This window comes from Pseudomonas sp. Irchel s3a18 (genome assembly GCF_900187535.1).
In the GTDB taxonomy this organism is placed as follows: domain Bacteria; phylum Pseudomonadota; class Gammaproteobacteria; order Pseudomonadales; family Pseudomonadaceae; genus Aquipseudomonas.
Genome location: NZ_FYDV01000003.1, coordinates 293,787 through 310,457, shown reverse-complemented (window position 1 = coordinate 310,457; position 16,671 = coordinate 293,787). Strand labels below are relative to the sequence as shown.

Annotated in this window: 15 protein-coding genes; 13 read left to right on the top strand and 2 right to left on the bottom strand. The window is 55.8% G+C overall.

Going from position 1 to position 16,671, the window contains the following annotated elements:
• Window positions 1-14 precede the first annotated feature (14 nt).
• Window positions 15-1,592 carry a GGDEF domain-containing protein gene (locus CKW29_RS06485; RefSeq protein ID WP_095148197.1) on the bottom strand — a complete coding sequence of 526 codons (1,578 nt, stop codon included), beginning with the start codon at window positions 1,590-1,592 and terminating at the stop codon, window positions 15-17.
• A 266-nt stretch (window positions 1,593-1,858) separates the two neighbouring features.
• Here CKW29_RS06485 and CKW29_RS06480 point away from each other — a divergent pair, with 266 nt between their 5' ends.
• Window positions 1,859-2,500 carry an HAD family phosphatase gene (locus CKW29_RS06480; RefSeq protein ID WP_095148123.1) on the top strand — a complete coding sequence of 214 codons (642 nt, stop codon included), beginning with the start codon at window positions 1,859-1,861 and terminating at the stop codon, window positions 2,498-2,500.
• A 66-nt stretch (window positions 2,501-2,566) separates the two neighbouring features.
• Here the strand turns inward: CKW29_RS06480 and CKW29_RS06475 are convergent, their stop codons facing one another.
• Window positions 2,567-3,232, bottom strand: coding sequence for a ribonuclease T2 (locus tag CKW29_RS06475; protein ID WP_095143184.1), 666 nt, complete (start codon window positions 3,230-3,232; stop codon window positions 2,567-2,569).
• 175 nt (window positions 3,233-3,407) lie between these two features.
• Between CKW29_RS06475 and CKW29_RS06470 the strand changes: the two genes are divergently transcribed.
• From CKW29_RS06470 to kdsB, 12 genes are all read left to right on the top strand, one after another.
• Window positions 3,408-3,896: a hypothetical protein gene (locus CKW29_RS06470; RefSeq protein WP_095148122.1), complete on the top strand. Its 489-nt coding sequence runs from the start codon at window positions 3,408-3,410 to the stop codon at window positions 3,894-3,896.
• A 380-nt stretch (window positions 3,897-4,276) separates the two neighbouring features.
• Window positions 4,277-4,480 carry a hypothetical protein gene (locus CKW29_RS06465; protein ID WP_177452399.1) on the top strand — a complete coding sequence of 68 codons (204 nt, stop codon included), beginning with the start codon at window positions 4,277-4,279 and terminating at the stop codon, window positions 4,478-4,480.
• Window positions 4,481-4,493: 13 nt separating this feature from the next.
• On the top strand, window positions 4,494-5,189 hold the full coding sequence (gene arsH / locus CKW29_RS06460; protein ID WP_095148121.1) for an arsenical resistance protein ArsH: 696 nt from the start codon (window positions 4,494-4,496) through the stop codon (window positions 5,187-5,189).
• Window positions 5,190-6,219: 1,030 nt separating this feature from the next.
• Window positions 6,220-7,011 (top strand): ABC transporter permease, encoded by a 792-nt coding sequence (locus CKW29_RS06455; protein ID WP_256576997.1) that lies wholly within the window; start codon window positions 6,220-6,222, stop codon window positions 7,009-7,011.
• Window positions 7,012-7,022: 11 nt separating this feature from the next.
• Entirely contained in the window at window positions 7,023-7,676 is a 654-nt protein-coding gene (locus tag CKW29_RS06450) for an ABC transporter ATP-binding protein (protein WP_095148119.1), read from the top strand.
• A gap of 50 nt (window positions 7,677-7,726) precedes the next feature.
• Complete coding sequence (locus CKW29_RS06445) at window positions 7,727-8,833, top strand: ABC transporter permease (RefSeq protein ID WP_095148118.1); 1,107 nt, start codon at window positions 7,727-7,729, stop codon at window positions 8,831-8,833.
• Window positions 8,826-9,917, top strand: a complete 1,092-nt coding sequence (locus CKW29_RS06440) for a polysaccharide biosynthesis/export family protein (protein WP_095148117.1) — start codon at window positions 8,826-8,828, stop codon at window positions 9,915-9,917. Before CKW29_RS06445 ends, CKW29_RS06440 begins: the two co-directional genes overlap by 8 nt.
• Window positions 9,918-10,038: 121 nt before the next feature.
• On the top strand, window positions 10,039-11,019 hold the full coding sequence (locus CKW29_RS06435; RefSeq protein ID WP_095143177.1) for a glycosyltransferase family 4 protein: 981 nt from the start codon (window positions 10,039-10,041) through the stop codon (window positions 11,017-11,019).
• Window positions 11,016-12,827: a polysialyltransferase family glycosyltransferase gene (locus CKW29_RS06430; protein WP_095143176.1), complete on the top strand. Its 1,812-nt coding sequence runs from the start codon at window positions 11,016-11,018 to the stop codon at window positions 12,825-12,827. Before CKW29_RS06435 ends, CKW29_RS06430 begins: the two co-directional genes overlap by 4 nt.
• Window positions 12,828-12,904: 77 nt before the next feature.
• Entirely contained in the window at window positions 12,905-14,392 is a 1,488-nt protein-coding gene (locus tag CKW29_RS06425; RefSeq protein ID WP_095148116.1) for a hypothetical protein, read from the top strand.
• A gap of 5 nt (window positions 14,393-14,397) precedes the next feature.
• Window positions 14,398-15,240, top strand: coding sequence for a 3-deoxy-8-phosphooctulonate synthase (kdsA, locus tag CKW29_RS06420; protein WP_095148115.1), 843 nt, complete (start codon window positions 14,398-14,400; stop codon window positions 15,238-15,240).
• A 31-nt stretch (window positions 15,241-15,271) separates the two neighbouring features.
• Window positions 15,272-16,558, top strand: a complete 1,287-nt coding sequence (kdsB, locus tag CKW29_RS06415) for a 3-deoxy-manno-octulosonate cytidylyltransferase (protein ID WP_095148114.1) — start codon at window positions 15,272-15,274, stop codon at window positions 16,556-16,558.
• Window positions 16,559-16,671: the final 113 nt, after the last annotated feature.

The window sequence follows — 16,671 nt, the reverse complement described above, 5'->3', positions numbered from 1 at the left end:
GCCGGACAAACACCTCACTCCGTAACCGTTGCCCGCCCCTTGACCGGCGAATCGGCTTCGACCGACAGCACCACGGTGCGGTTTCTGCCAAAGTTCTTCGCCTGGTACAGCGCCGCATCTGCCCGCTCGATGAACCCTTCAATACTGTCCCCGGCCCTGGGCACGAACGCAAAGCAGCCGAGACTGAGCGTCAGATAGCCCGACGGCGCACCGCAATGGATGATGTGCATGTCCTTGATAGCGAGGCGAATGCGCTCGGCAATGGCAAACGCCCCCTTGATGTCGGTGTCGGGCAGCAACACGGCAAACTCTTCGCCGCCATAGCGCACCGCCAGGTCGGACTTGCGCTGACAATGGCGCTTCACCACACCGGCCACCTGTGCCAGGCACTGGTCCCCCGCCACGTGCCCGTAGGCGTCGTTGAAGCGCTTGAAGAAATCGATATCGAGCATGATCAGGCTCAACGGGCGTTGCTGCCGCGCGCCACGGGAGAACTCGATGTCCAGCGCCCGCTCGAACAAGCGCCGGTTGGCCAACCCGGTCAGGCTGTCGTGGGTGGCGATCACTTCCAGGCGCTCCTGTGCGGCGCGCAAGTCCGCCTCGATACGCTCGCCGTTGCGCACTTGCTGCACAAACACCCAGCCGAACAGACCAACGCCAAGCACTACCAAGGCGACAATGACACTCGATTGCACGGCATTGGCATACCACACCCGAAGAATCGCCGCCTCGGGCACGGCCGCCGAGACCACCAGCGGATAAGCGTCCAACTGGCGATAACCATACAAGCGCACCACATCATCCAGGACCGAGCGAATCATCGCATTGCCGGACGGCGCTTGCGGCAGGTACCGGCTGAAAATTTCTCCTTGGGCCAGCGACTCGCCGATACGCTGCTCCTCATACGGACGCCGGGCCAGCAAGGTGCCGTCCGACAGCGCGAGAAACATCGAGCCGTTGTCGTCGAGGTCGAAGCTTTTGAAAAACCGCTCGAAATACGCCATGCGGATCCCGGCCAACAGCACGCCCTGGAACTCGCCGTTCCGATCGTTCACGCGCCGCGACAGCGGAATGATCCACTCACCGTTCTGCCGACTGCGAACCGCCGGCCCGATATGGGCCTGCAGCGACGGGTTCTGCTGATGGAACCTGAAGTAGTCACGATCCGCCACCCCCTTGCGCCGCGGTAGATCGTTGAACGAAGTCACCACCCACTGCCCGTCGCGGTCGAACAGAAACAGCCCGTGCAACGGTTCAAGGGCCTGCACCCGACGCGCAAAGGTGCGCTGCAACTGGCCGAATTGTGCTGCGCCAAAACCATCGGACGAAATCCAGTCGACCAGACTGGTGACCACCAGGTCGGCCGCCAGAAACGTATCCTGGGCCTGCTGCGCCATCGCCCGGGTCAGGTTCGCCGAGGCCAGTCGAGCCTGGGTCAGTTCGTGCTGCCGGGACTGCTCCAGTTGCAAGTAGAGCAAGCCACACAGGCACAAACAGACCCCGACAATGAAAATCACTGCAGCCTTGCGCAGGGGCAAGCGCTTGAGTGGATCACCGCTGGCGTAATGAAGGTCGTGAATCGGAGTAGGCAAACGCATCATCCTTGACGGCTATGGCATGAGCAAAGACCCTGCCCTCCTGGTGCGCGGAGCTTATCTTACGGCGGTGACGAGGGGCAAATGGTCACGCTGTCACAGTGCATGCTGACCGTTGTTGCACATCTGCTTGTCATGGTTGTACAAATACCGTCGACCGGAAACGTCTCTGTTAGGATAAAACCGCCAAAAGGACAACAGCGCCACCATTCCCCGCACTGACACCCATTTGTTCTCGCCAAGCCGATCAATGGAGGAAAAGCATGAGCGCATTGAACCACCCCGCAACCATCGACACCGTGGTATTCGACCTCGGTAATGTCCTGATCCGCTGGAACCCGAGAAACCTGTACCGCAAACTCTTCGGCGATGACGTACAGGCCATGGAGACGTTCCTGTCCGAGGTCTGCCCGCCCGCCTGGAACGAACAACAGGACGCCGGCCGATCCTGGGAAGCCGGGATCGCCGAAGCCATCGCTCGCCACCCATCGCAATCAGCGCTGATTCGCGCCTACCGCGAGCGCTGGGAAGAAACCCTCGGTGGTGTCCTGGAAGGCAGCGTACGGATTCTGGAGGAGTTGCATGCCAAGGGTATCCGCCTGCTGGCCCTGACCAACTGGTCGGCCGAAACCTTCCCCATCGCCCTGGAACGCTTCGCCTTCCTGCACCGGTTCGAAGGCATCCTGGTGTCAGGCGCCGAAGGCATCATCAAGCCGGACCCGGCGATCTTCCAGCTGCTGAAATCCCGCTACCAGCTCGAAGGGCACCATGCCGTGTTTATCGATGACCACGCCCCGAACATCGAAGGTGCGCGCCGGGAAGGCTTCAAGGCACTCCAGTTCACCAGTGCCGAGCAATTGCGCAAAGACCTGGCGGCGCTGGGCTTGCCTGTCGAACAGGCTTAGGCGGCCTGAATGCAAACAGGGAAGCGCCGGCTGCCGGGCGCTTCCCTGTTTTACGTTAAAACGGCTCTAGCGAACCGGTGGCACCCGGATATCCCCCGCGCGACACTGGTTTTTCACCCCCTTGCCACAGGCCTGGAACGACAAGTCCTTGCCCATGCACACCCGCACCTCCGACAACTCCGGCCCCCGACAGATCACCGCAAGGCCATCCTTTTCTAATCCGGGATTGCTCTGACGGAACATCTGCGCAATGTCCTGCGCCGAGAAGTAGACCTCCTTGTGGAAGGGTTGCAACTGATCGGGGATCTTCACCGCGCCGACCGCCTTGTCCGCGGCCGCCAGGTAACCCATGGCCCCGAGGCCGCTGCAGGTTCCGTGCTTCGACCACTCATGCTTGAGCAGTGCCGGCGTCACAAACAGCGTCAGGCCGCGCGCGCGCTCGGCTTGCGACAACCCCACCTTCGGCTCGCAGGACTGCGGCCAGCCGCCCTGAGCGTACTGCGGCCACAGGCCATGGAGCACAAAGCCATAGCCCTTCCCCGAGCACTGGGCATTTTCCGGACGGGTCAGGCAAAAGGTCGGCGACCAGGAGAGCGCCAGCACGTAATAGTCGAACACCCCCACCACTGACGCATTCTGCGGCTGACTCTGACGGGATTGCGGTGCCTGGTTCATGAACACACTGACAGCCGTCAGCACACAGAGCACAACCAGGGTGTACAGTTTTTTCATTAACGCACCTGAGGGCGGAACTTGGGTGGGCGTATTGTGACGGCTGGCGGCTGAAGTCCAAGAGAAATTCTTCCCGAACCGAAATCCGCCCGGCGCGAGTGACTGGCAATCGCCCCTCCAGGTGAAGTACCTTGAAGTGACAACGACCACACTTACAGCACGATAGGAAATCGGTATGAGTAAGGCAGATGAGCTCGCCACAAAACTGAAGCAAAAACAGCAAACCCGTGCGGACGCACAGGCCTGCGCAGACCTGGCGATTGAGCATTGGCCGACACAGGTCTATGAAATGTACCACCAGCTCGAGACGTGGCTGGAGCCGCTGACCGAAGCCGGCCTGAACATTCGCCGGGTACCCACCCGCGTCTTCGAAAGCCTGCCGTCCGGCGAGACCTTCAACTATGCCATCGACAAACTGCAGATCGAGGGTAACCACCACACCATCACCCTCGACCCCATTGCCCGCTTCATCATTGGCGGCACGGGCCGGGTCGATATTCTCGGCAAAACCAGGGACCTGTACATCCGCCGCACCGAGAACGACCACGGCGATGCCCAATGGCAGATCCAGACCCTTGCCCGCACCGGGCAAGCACGACCGGATCCGGTGGCACTCAACGAAGACAACTTCCTCTCGGTGATCCAGGAAGGGCTGGCGCTCTAACGCTTCGAGAAGGCCGACCTTCTGCCCCTTCCCTGCCAGTTTGAAAAAAGGGTGACCTAAGGGTTAATACTGGTCAGTTAAGCGAACGCCGCCCCTGTAGGAGCGAGCGAGCTCGCGATGGACGTTAACGATAACGCGTGTTTTTCTGATTTAACGCGCTGCCCTTGAGTTCATCGCGAGCACGCTCGCTCCTACAAATGCGCCCCACTCTCCTTAACTGGCTGGCATCAACCCTGAGCTCGCCCATTTTCGTTTCAACGACCAACCGCTCGCCTGCATAAAACCCTCTCCGGGCTTTACCAAATATTCGATAATCCGTATATTCGATAAGCCATATGTAAAACCCCTCGACCTATGAGCGGCTTCCAACGGAGAACCCCATGACAGTGCTGTTCATGTGCACGGCCAACCGTTGCCGCGGCATCCTGTCCGAGGCGAGCGGCAGCGAAGACCAAATCAACGCCGCCTTCAACGCCACACTGGCCACCCTCGAAAGCCGGTGCCGCGCCTTCCTGCAACTGCCCTTCGACCGCCTCGACACCGCCGCACTCCAGCGCGAACTCGAGCGCATCGCCACCCTCTGATCTGGAGCACGCCGTGAGCGACCACCTGCCTAACCTCGACGCCCTGCTGTCCGATACCCTGCACCGCGCCGCTGTCGACACCCCCAAGCCACGCATCCTGCTGCTCTATGGCTCGACCCGCCCACGCTCGTTCAGCCGCCTGCTGGTGGAGGAAGCCGCGCGCCTGCTGGAGCACTTCGGCGCCGAAACCCGCATCTTCAACCCCTCCGGCCTGCCCCTGCCGGATGACGCGCCCAGCGACCACCCCAAAGTCCAGGAACTGCTGACCCTGATGCAGTGGTCCGAAGGCCAGGTGTGGTGCTCGCCAGAACGCCACGGCTCGATGTCCGCCGTGTTCAAGGCACAAATCGACTGGGTGCCGCTGGCCCTCGGCGCCGTGCGCCCGACCCAGGGCAAAACCCTGGCCGTGATGCAGGTTTCAGGAGGCTCGCAGTCGTTCAACACCGTCAACCAACTGCGCGTGCTCGGGCGCTGGATGCGCATGTTCACCATCCCCAACCAGTCCTCCGTGCCAAAGGCCTTCATGGAGTTCGACGACCAGGACCGCATGAAACCCTCGGCTCTCTACGACCGCGTCGTCGACGTGATGGAGGAACTGGTGAAATTCACCCTCCTGCTGCGCGACCGCCCCGACCTCGTCGACCGCTACTCGGAACGCAAGGAAAGCGCGCAGGAGCTGAGCAAGCGCGTTAATCAACGCTCCCTTTAATCGAAAAAGGGGCAGTCTTTTGCTGGCCCCTTTTTCGTTCGTTCCGACACACTCACTCAGTGAACAATGGCAGATGGATAACCGATCTGCGCACGCGACGCATCAAAACACCCCCAGCGGTATTTACAGATCAATAGCAGGTCATTCCAGAGGCCAACTTCACCCCCCACATCTCCCCCCTTAATCCGCCATATGTGACATCACTCTCAAACGGGTATGACGAATGTAATTGGATCAATACAGATGCATTACTTAATACTTGACCAAAGTTACACAGTCAAAATACGAACGCCAAGAAACCGACGAGTACCACGCCACGCTTCGTGCGTTACTTGATCAAGGCAGAATGCTGCACTGAAGTCGAATGCAAATCGCACGATGGCGAAGCAGATTTCAAGGATGTGGCATCATCAAGCCTGACCGTTACGAGCCAGCGCGATATACGACAATGCAACACATGCCATCGCACGCCAAGCGTAAACGGTACAGGCGTACCAATACCGTTCAAACTGAAAGAGCATGCGCCCGGCCGAACCCGTATCATCTACTGAAACCTGAACCGCTCGACTGAAAATACCCATCAAAATCAATGACTTGCATAGCAAGATCGTTACAATGCCTCCACTCTCCAAGTCAGTTGTAAGCAATGAACCTGCTGACCAGCAGCTTTCAGAACGAACAATACTCTCGCACTTTCAACATAATGAATCAGCAACGACCCAAACCCCAAAATGACATCATTATGATATCATGTCATTTCAACACCTAACTCTGTCATTTATGTGCAGCTGACTCTTCCGTATGATTTTTAGCTCCAAATGTAATACCTCCATGCAGAAAATAGTTAGGTGGATGTAGGATATTGGGAATGCTTCTCCCTTGACGCTAATACCACCCAGCGATTAATCTCCCCGCCCTTAGAGCACGGAAGCTGCCTGAATCCCCCAAAACACTGCGCGGGACACGGGCTTTTCCTGAAATGAATTCACCGGCGCGCCCAGGCACGCTGCTTTGCTGTGCGGTAACTATCTTGAAGCCTCGCTCCTCCTTCCAGATTCAAAAATCGGTCATCTTTGCCCTGGTGCTGCGCGAGGCCCGCGCGCGCTTCGGCGACCGTCGCATGGGCGCGGTATGGACCCTGATCGAGCCGATCTGCCACCTGCTGATCTTTACCGTACTGTTCTCCCTGATTCGCGGCCGCACCGTCTCCGGCGTTGAATACCCGGTGTTTGTACTGGTGGGGATGGCGCCCTTCCTGCTCTACCGCAACATCGCCCTGAGACTGATGGACAGTCTTCGGGAAAATCGCTCTCTATTCGCTTACAAGCAGATCAAACCGTTGGACACCTATGTGGCCCGAGTACTGGTAGAAGCCTGCATCAGCGTCACGGTCTACGCGATTTTGGTGTTCGGCTTCGCCTGGTTCGGCTTCGACATGTCGGTGCACAGCCCGCTTCAATGGGTGGCAACATTAGCCCTCGGTCTGCTGTTTGCTTTTGGCCTGGGCATGCTGCTGGCCCTGATCACCCACGCCCTTCCCAGTCTCAAGGTGGTCATCCGGATGGCCTTCTTCCCGCTCTACTTCATTTCCGGCGTGCTCTTGCCGGCATCCTATCTGCCACAAGCCATGATGCCCCTGCTACTGCTAAACCCGTTTTTGCATCTGGTCGAACTGATCCGTGCCGAAGTATTGCCTCACTACACCCCGGTCGATGGCGTGTCTGAAACCTACGTGATCACGTTCACGGTGATCTTGCTGTTCGTTGCCCTGGGCAGCTACCGCGCCCGCCGGCTGCACCTCATTTCCACGAAAAACGGCTGAGGACAGGCAACGTGTTCGAACTCAAGAATGTCACCAAGTCCTACCTGACCCCAAAGGGGCGCCGGTATGTGTTCCGCAACCTGTCGCTGTCGATTCCACCGGGCAAGAACATTGGCCTGATCGGCCGCAACGGCGCAGGCAAGTCGACCCTGATGCGCCTGCTCGGCGGCGCCGACATCCCCGACTCCGGCACCATCGTCACCGACCGGAGCATTTCCTGGCCAGTCGGCCTGTCAGGTGGCTTTCAGGGCAGCATGACCGGCCGCGACAACATCAAGTTCGTCTGCCGGGTCTACGGCGCCGAAGGCGAAGCCATGCGCGAGAAAGTCCGCTACGTTCAGGACTTCGCCGAAATCGGCGACTGGATCGATGAGCCGATCAAGACCTATTCCTCCGGCATGCGCTCACGCGTGGCCTTCGGCCTGAGCATGGCGTTCGACTTCGACTACTACCTGATCGACGAAGTGATGTCGGTGGGTGATGCGCAGTTCAAGCGCAAATGCGCCGAAGTGTTCCAGCAAAAACTGCAGCAATCGAAAGTGGTACTGGTCACGCACACCATGCCTGAAGTCGAAAAGCTCTGCGACATAGTCCTGCTGGTACGCGATGGCGGCATTCAGATCTACGAAGACGTCGCCGAAGGCATCAAGGCCTACAACACCTGATCACCCCCCCTTATATCGCAGCACCGTTCCACTTCAAGGATGCATCACATATGAGCAGTACGGGTAAACTCAAGGGCTGGCGCCTGGCAATCGGCCTGGTGGTCCTGCCACTGGCCCTGGCGGCCATCTACTACGGCATGTTCGCCATCGACCGTTACGTCAGCTCCGCCCAGGTGGTCGTCCGCCAGGATGGCGGCAACCAGAGCGCCGCGGTGCCCGGGCTGGCCACCCTGCTGACCGGCACCAACCCGGCCTCCCGGGAAGAGACCCTCTACCTGCGCGAGTACATCGTGTCCATGGACATGATGCTGCTGCTGGAAGAGCGCCTGCACTGGGTCGAGCAATATTCCGCCCAGCGCCGCGACATCTTCTTCTGGCTGGACCAGAACGCCGAACGCGAAGACCTGCTCAAGTACTACCAGCGCATGGTCTCGGCTCACTACGACGAAACCACCGGTCTGCTACGGGTCGAGGTGCAAGCCTTCACCCCTGAACTGTCGGAGCAGATGCTGCGCACCATCCTTCAGGCCAGCGAACACTTCGTCAACGAAGTCAGCCACAGCATTGCCCGCGAGCAAATGGCCTTCGCCCGAAGCGAGCTGGAAACGGTGCGGACCAACTACGCCGAGCGCAAGACCGAACTGCTCGACTTCCAGAATGACAACAAGGTACTGGACGGCGGCAACACCGCACAGAGCCGCGCCACCATCATTGCCGACCTGGAAGGCCAGTACACCAAGGAGCAGGCGGTGCTCACCGAAATGCTGTTCAAGCTGCGGGCCGACTCGCCTCAGGTCAGACAGCAAAAGCAGAAAGTCACCGCCATCACCCAGCAACTGGCCAAGGAAAAACGCCTATTGGTCTCCTCGCCCGATGGCTCCCAGTTGAACGTGGTCGCCTCGCGCTTCCAGCAACTGACCCTGGACGCCGGCATCGCCGAAGAAAGCTACAAGACAGCCGTCGCCGCCCTCGACAACGCCCGTATCGAGGCCAGCAAAAAGATCCGCACCCTGGTCACCGTGGTCAGCCCGAACACCCCGCAACTGGCCCTGTACCCAGAGCGTTTGTACAACCTGGCAACCATCCTGCTTGGCCTGCTCATGCTGTACGGCATAACCCGCTTCATCCTGGCTTCGATCGAGGATCATCGTGATTAAATCCCCTGCTGTCTCCCCTAAGTTCAACCTGAAACTGGCGGCGCTGGCCCTGGCAACCCTGGGCCTGGCCGGATGCGGCGGCACGCTGTCGGGCGCCGGACCGTACAAGGGCGATATCGAAACCAAGAACGAGTCGTACAACCTGGTCGAGATCAACGCCAACACCATCGCGCCTTACATGCGCGGTGCCGAGCGTACAGTGCAGTCGAGCATCGCCAAGCCGGTCGCCCCTTCGGCGCGCCTGATGGCCGGTGACACCCTCAGCGTGCTGATCACCGACAACGCACCGGAAGGCTCGGCCCTGTTCGCGCCACTGTCCACCGGCGGTACCCAGCTCAAGACCCGCATCGACGACCAGGGCATGATCTCCCTGCCCTATGTGGGCCGTCAGTTCGTCGCCGGCATGACCCTCAACCAGGTTGAGAACATGATCCGTAAGCAGCTCAAAGGCGTGACCACCGACGTGCAGACCCACGTCGAACTGGTCGGCGACCTGTCGGGCTCGGTACTGGTGGCCGGCGCGGTCAAGTCCCCTGGCCGCTTCAGCACCCTGCAAGGCCCGCTGACCCTGCTCGACGCGGTCAACCAGGCCGGTGGCCCCGTGATGGAGCCTCACCTGGTAAACGTCACCGTGCGTACCGGCAGTCAGGTTCAGCAGTTCAACTATGAAGACGTACTGGCCGGCAACAACATGGTGCTGCGCCCGAACTCGGAAGTGGTACTGGACCGTGCACGGCAACGCTTCGTAGCCATGGGCGCCGTAGCCGAACCAGGCCTGAAAGACTTGCCAGCACAGAACACCAGCCTGCTGGATGCGCTGGGTAGCGTCGGTGGCCTGCGAGAAGCCAGCGCGAATCCGGAAGGAGTCTTCGTGTTCCGCATGGGGGAAGGTGCCAATCCAAAACCAACAGTTCTTCGCCTGGACATGCGCGATCCAGCGGCGATTTTTTACGCACGTCAAATCGTAATTAAACCGGATGACACGATCTACGTAACTAACGCAGCAGTGTACGAGTGGCAAAAAGTTATCTCGCCAGTCGTACAGACCATGGTGCTAGGACGTGCCGTAGGCGTTTACAAATAAGACGAAGCCAACAACGGGCAATCCGTAGGACTCCTTCTGATTAGCCCGCCCTGTTAAATAGACGTCTGACACCCAGCGTTAAATCTTAAACATCACGAATTTTCAGGGTTGAAAACTCGACATGACCATCATCATAAACCACGTCACATCCAACAACGTTCATAGCGGGATCTTCGACGATATATTTAGTTATTTTTCTCGCTATACCGAAGGATTCGCCGAGCAAATCGTTAGCGAAAAGCCTGTTATAGGCGCACACGTTAGACATTACCACCGCCCTCACCTAGAGGATAAGCTAATATCTCCGTGCGTCGTTACTGTTCACCACGATCTAAACGACCCTGATGGATGGCTGTCGCTCAACGCATTTCTTGATCGGTACCGTGAAGCAGATATGGTTATTTGCTTGAATACCCTGCAGCAAAAAAAACTAGCCGAGTGTGGCATCTACCACACCTGCGTTGTTCCTCACGGATACAACCATCACCTTATTGATGGCGCACGCGCGAAGGGACGCATCAGACGAGAAAAGTTCACGCTTGCCATCGTATCGAAAAGATATGGAAGAAAGGTCAAGGGAGAGGCATTTTTGTTTGAGCTTGCCAAACGCCTAGACCCTTCACTCATCGAATTTTTCCTGGTAGGTGATGGTCGAGCCGAGGAAGGTCGCGTATTTAGAGGTCTCGGATTCGAAACCGAAGTATACGAAAGACTCCCTTACCCGACCCTGATCGATGCCTACCGCAGTATCGATGCACTCTTGATGACGAGTTATTTTGAAGGTGGTCCCGCCAACATCCCCGAGGCCGCAGCGATGGGCGTCCCTGTGCTCTCGAATCCAATAGGGATGGTGCCGGATCTTATCGAGAATGGGCGCCACGGCATTTATCTAACGATGGACCCCGCCACTGACGCCAACACCATCAATAGCCTGGCCAGCAATGAAGGCAATGCTTATTCGAGAATGTTTCATTCCTGCCAATCACCTAGCCAGAACCTTATTACGTGGCAAGACTCCATTCTCATGAACATGAAGCAACACCTCAAGCTTCTGAAGGGAAATCAGGTATCAATCAATAAAGCATTGGATGCAATTGCATGAGCAAGTTTCTTATCGCGGACCCGGTACACATTCACACCAGAAACTTTCGCAGTCTGTTCGACTATTTTGTAGACGCAAAAGCGACCGTAATTACGAACAACGACTACCACGAATGGATGAGCGCCTTCGGCGACTACACTCCTTTCAAGGAAAAGCTAACCGAAAATTACAACCTTATAAAAAATCTTTCTGCTGCTCAACTGTTCGAGTACAGCGTACTAGAAATCAATATTTTCAAAGTATCTCGAGCGGAAATTCTATGCCTCGCAATAACCTTTGATGAGTTCCAAGACAAGGAACTACCAAAAGACGCAAAAGCACTGCTCAGCTTATTGCTAGAAAATCATCGTGAAATAGTACTGTGGAATATGGCCGCAGCTATTCATTGGGTCAATTTTTGGTCAGGCTCGCTTAGAAAGCATAATCCAAAATTTGCGCTGGTGTTCTCTGGCAGTTTGACATATGCACGGGCATTACTTGAGTTCACCCGCACGCATACTGCACGTGCATTCGTACTCGAAAGTTTCTTCACTGGAAATGACAACTATATTGAAGAAAAATACGAACCCATCGCAAACAACTCAAACATCAAGCACCTGGCCTATTTCAAATCCTTAGAACCAAAAATTTCGGCTGACGAACGAGACCGCGAGCGCAACAAAGCGATCAACAAAGTCATCTCAGCAAAAAACAAAAATGTAAGCCAACCAAGTGAATCCAAGGCTAAACTTTTCAAAAACAAAAAACCAACGATCCTTATCACTGGCCAAGTACTGAATGATTTCTCGGTCCTTGAACACAATGGCACCGGTCTAAATAGTATCTCTTTCTATACAAAACTCATAGAAAAGCTTCTTGCCAACACTGAGTTGAATATAATTTTTAAATCCCACCCTTGGGAACGAAAAAAGAAAAACATCACTGCACCTCTGACACTGAATACACTCTGCAAAAAATTCAGCGCCTCCCCCAGCATCACGAGCGCAAACGACCGACTAATATTTATTGAAGACTTCAACATAAAGTCACTATTCAAACAAGTTGACTTTATTGCCGGAATAAACTCTCAGGCTTTAATCGAGGCAGCATTTGAGGGCTACCAGCCCATACAATTCGGCAACGCCTTTTACGGGAAAAAAGGTTTCACTTCGGACTACAATGCTGACGAAATTGATCTTTTCATTAAAGATCTAAACTCTGGCAAGGTACCGAGCCACCTTGGAATAGAAGCATACCGCAGCTACGAAAACTTTTTGCTTCGGACGCTTCAGTACTCTTTGGTTTCTGCTTTCCCTTCCGGAAAGGCCCAACTGAAAAACATATTCCAGTTGCCTTCACATGTCACTCTTTTAAAACCGAGCGTGCCAGGAGCCACTCCTGTCGCACCAGCAAAACCGGTTGCACCTGCTGCCAAACCGGTCCCGGCGGTAAAAGCAACTGCACCTGCCAAAGCAGCTGTTCCTGCCAAAGCAGCTGTTCCTGCGAAAACAACTGCCCCCGCTAAACCAGCAACCGCTCCCGCTCCCGCAGGAACGGCAGCCCCCAAGCCACAGCAACCCGCCCAGGTTGAAAAACCAAGCACAGCCCCCCAAAATAAAGCAATCGAAACCGATTCCGAAGATCATGGAAAACGCATCGCACAAGCAAAAATAGAAGAAGAAAAAGTAGAAGCGATTGAAAGATCGAAAAAAAAATGGCAAAAATTTCGCAATACTCCAAAAAAGTTCTTTTCGGACTCGAAAAACAAGCGAATTCGTTGGCTACATGTTTTTTTTCCAAAAAAAATGCGCTTTTCTAGAAATAAATAAAGCATAAACCAAGTGGAGTTAGATACACCTCAATATACAGAGTGTATCTACCTCCACATCAAACAAGAGAACTGAATGTGACTGCCACGCTCGACCTTGTAGAAATCATCGAACGCAACGAATCAATTGTCTCAGGGAAGAGAACTCTTTTTGTACGTCTAAACCGAAAAAAATATTCAGAAAGACTATTGATTGTCATGAGCGCGCACAACCATGGCGAAAAATACATGGCGCTCCGGTCATTCCTAGAAAAGCAGACCTGCGATCTGTTATTCATAACCGATCCAAAGAATTCTTGGTATCTCGACGAAGACAATGGCGAATCCTTCGAAAGAGTTATTTACAACTACTCAAAAAACTACGACAACAAGAACGTCTTTCTTTTTGGCTCATCAATGTCGGGATATGGCGCAATCCTTCATGCATTGAAGCTTAACCTCAATGCGATTGCATCCAACCCTCAAATAAATCTAAACATCACCAAAGACTATGCGTGGCCAGAACTCATTGAACACATCAATGACTTAAACGGAAACCATATAAATATCGAAAAGATTGCCGGAGCAATCTGGAAAGACTCAGCCATCTACATCATACATGGGCATGACGATATAGATACGATCAATGCCAATCTACTTATCAACACCAAGCCTGACAACAAAAAGCTCATTATCCAAACTGTTGACGTTGACTCCCATGTACTTTATTTCGGAAAGAACATCGAGTACGTCTATGATGTTATGGAGTTACTCTCTATATTTCGAAAAAACCTTGATCTTTCATCGACAGTCGAAAGCTTAACCGCAGAAGCAAAAAACACAAAAAAGTCATTGAGATCTGAAAGGAATCTTCTATCAATAGACGATCCTTTTAGATCTCTGACACCCCCAAAAAAAGGCATCCTCTGGCAAGACCGGTACAACCATGAGGCGGCCGGCTCCAATATCCTTTTCGGAAACATTGGCTTTTATCACAACAATACACTTTCCGGTGCAATTTGCTATTTCGATGGTGAAAAGTGGCGCCTAACAAGTTTGCCCTACAACGCCTCCGACAATCTGATTTCCTGCAATGACTTTGCCACAAACGGAAATTTCAACGCTTCAAACAACAATTCATTCTTCAATGATTACTGGTGGATTAGAAATGAACTGGCCTCCCCAGTAACCATAAACGGCAACCACAACTTCTGTGAAATACATATCAGCGAAGCAAGAAACAAGAACATTTACATCAACTCCAGCATACCCGAGTCGGTGGAAACCAAAAACATCCGCGGCCAGTTTTTGACATTTACTGCTGACGTATTTACAACCGAGGGTGAGATTTCACTCACTCTCGGCGGAGTCGGAGATTCTGGTTATCACCATAAGAACTCAGATAAGAGCGCCGCAGGAAAGTGGAAGAGGCTTGTTGTATTCGAGCAATTCACGTCTGTAAACCATAACCATAAGGACCGTATCTTCGTAAGGTTCAATCTAGCTGCCGATGGAAAAAGCAAAGTCGTTCAGATTAAGAATGCCTGCCTAACCATTGGCTATTTTCCTATGGGTTTCTCCGAGTAAAAAAAATGATCAAAATCACCCCAACTATCGAATGCTCCAACAACGCCCCCTTCGTTCTCTTCGGCGGTGTCAACGTCCTCGAATCGCTGGACCTAGCCCTGACCGCGTGCGCCGAGTACGTGCGTGTCACCGAAAAGCTGGGCATTCCTTATGTGTTCAAGGCGAGCTTCGACAAGGCCAACCGTTCGTCCATTCACTCCTATCGCGGACCTGGCATGGAAGAAGGCCTACGGATTTTCGAAGCGGTGAAGGCTGAGTTCGGTGTTCCGGTGATTACCGACGTGCACGAGATTTATCAGGCGGCGCCCGTTGCCGAAGTGGTCGACGTACTGCAACTGCCTGCGTTCCTGGCGCGCCAGACTGACCTGGTGATGGCCCTGGCCAAGACCGGCAAGCCGGTGAACATCAAGAAGCCTCAGTTCCTCAGCCCATCGCAAGTGCAGAACATCGTGCACAAGTTCAAGGAAGCCGGTAACGACCAGTTGATCCTGTGCGACCGTGGCACCTGCCTGGGTTATGACAACCTAGTAGTGGACATGCTGGGCTTTGGCGTGATGAAGCGTACGTGCGAGAACCTGCCGATCATTTTCGACGTGACCCACGCCCTGCAGCAGCGCGATCCGTCGGGCGCCGCTTCCGGCGGTCGTCGCGACCAGGTCGTCGAGCTGGCTCGTGCCGGCATGGGCGTTGGCCTGGCCGGTCTGTTCCTGGAAGCGCACCCGAACCCGGACCAGGCCAAGTGCGACGGCCCGAGCGCCCTGCCGCTTGATCAACTGGAGCCGTTCCTGGCGCAGATCAAGGCACTGGATGACCTGGTCAAGTCGTTCGCCCCCCTGAACATTGCCTGAAGCAGCGCCTCTTGAAGCAAGGATTCTGAACATGGCACGTACAGAACAACGGGTCGCGATTGTCATTCCGGCCCGCTATGGCTCGACTCGCCTGCCAGGCAAGCCGCTGGCCGACATTGCCGGCAAGCCGATGGTGCAGCACGTCTACGAGCGCGCCCTGCAAGTTGCTAATACCCAGGTGGTCGTGGTGGCCACCGACGACGAACGCGTCGCGCAAGCGGTGCGCGCGTTTGGCGGTGAGTGCGTGATGACCTCGCCGGATCACCCGTCCGGCACCGACCGCTTGGCCGAAGTCATGGCCCAGGTCGAGGCAGACATCTACATCAACCTGCAAGGTGATGAGCCGTTGGTGCGTCCGGCGGACATCGAGGCGCTTGCTGCCGGCATGCTCGCCGATGCGAGCGTGAAGGTCGGCACCCTGTGCCACCCGATCGAAGCACACGAAGCCGGCAACCCCAACACCGTGAAAGTGGTGCTGGCCAATAACGGCAACGCGCTGTACTTCAGCCGCTCGCCGATCCCGTACCCACGGGACGGCGAAGTCGCTCACTACCTTAAGCACGTCGGTGTGTACGGCTATCGTCGCGACGTGCTGGCCGACTACAGCAGCCTGCCGCAGCCGATGCTGGAACACGCCGAGAAGCTGGAGCAACTGCGGCTGATGGCCGCGGGCTACTGCATTCGAGCGTACCTGGTGGAGCCGACCGGCCCAGGCGTGGACACGCCAGAGTGCCTGGAGCAAGTGCGCGCACTGATGAGCGGCCAGCCCCCTGCCCCACGGCCGACGCTGAATGACATCCGCCTGGTGATCACCGATGTGGACGGCGTGCTCACCGACGGTGGCATCTATTACGATGCCACTGGCGAATGCCTGAAGCGCTTCCACGTGCGTGACGGCATGGGCATGCGCCTGCTGGAAGAAAACGGTGTGCGAGTAGCGGTGCTGTCGGGTCGCGATTCGGCCACCCTGCGCAAGCGCGTGGCCGATCTGGGCATTACCCTCTGCCAATTCGGCGTGAAGGACAAGCTGGCGGCCTGCAACCAGTTGATGGCCGAAGCCGGTGTCAGCGCCGCACAAACGGCATGCATCGGCGACGACTGTATCGACCTGCCGGCGTTCGCCGCGTGCGCGCTGTCGTTTGCCGTGGCGGATGCACCGGTGTACGTGAAAGCGGCGGCCACCCATGAGCTGAATGCTGCGGGCGGTACCGGTGCGTTTCGCGAAGTGGCGGACGCCATCCTGTTTGCTCAGGGCAAGGAGGCGGTATTGGGCACTGCGGCAGGTTATGCGCAGGTGATGGCGAAGATGGCGCAGTAAGCGCTAGGACTGTTCGCTGTTGAGGATAACGGGGCCGATGTCGGGCCCCGTTATCGTTGGTACAGTTCAGCGTTTGGCGTTGGGCCGTTGATGGGACGCGGAGCATCCCTGGC

Excerpts from the sequence above, each read along its gene's own strand:
- CKW29_RS06480 (WP_095148123.1), top strand. The coding sequence starts at position 1,859 with ATGAGCGCATTGAACCACCCCGCAACCATCGACACCGTGGTATTCGAC.
- CKW29_RS06475 (WP_095143184.1), bottom strand. The coding sequence starts at position 3,232 with ATGAAAAAACTGTACACCCTGGTTGTGCTCTGTGTGCTGACGGCTGTC.
- CKW29_RS06470 (WP_095148122.1), top strand. The coding sequence starts at position 3,408 with ATGAGTAAGGCAGATGAGCTCGCCACAAAACTGAAGCAAAAACAGCAA.
- CKW29_RS06465 (WP_177452399.1), top strand. The coding sequence starts at position 4,277 with ATGACAGTGCTGTTCATGTGCACGGCCAACCGTTGCCGCGGCATCCTG.
- CKW29_RS06445 (WP_095148118.1), top strand. The coding sequence starts at position 7,727 with ATGAGCAGTACGGGTAAACTCAAGGGCTGGCGCCTGGCAATCGGCCTG.
- CKW29_RS06435 (WP_095143177.1), top strand. The coding sequence starts at position 10,039 with ATGACCATCATCATAAACCACGTCACATCCAACAACGTTCATAGCGGG.
- CKW29_RS06430 (WP_095143176.1), top strand. The coding sequence starts at position 11,016 with ATGAGCAAGTTTCTTATCGCGGACCCGGTACACATTCACACCAGAAAC.
- kdsA (WP_095148115.1), top strand. The coding sequence starts at position 14,398 with ATGATCAAAATCACCCCAACTATCGAATGCTCCAACAACGCCCCCTTC.
- kdsB (WP_095148114.1), top strand. The coding sequence starts at position 15,272 with ATGGCACGTACAGAACAACGGGTCGCGATTGTCATTCCGGCCCGCTAT.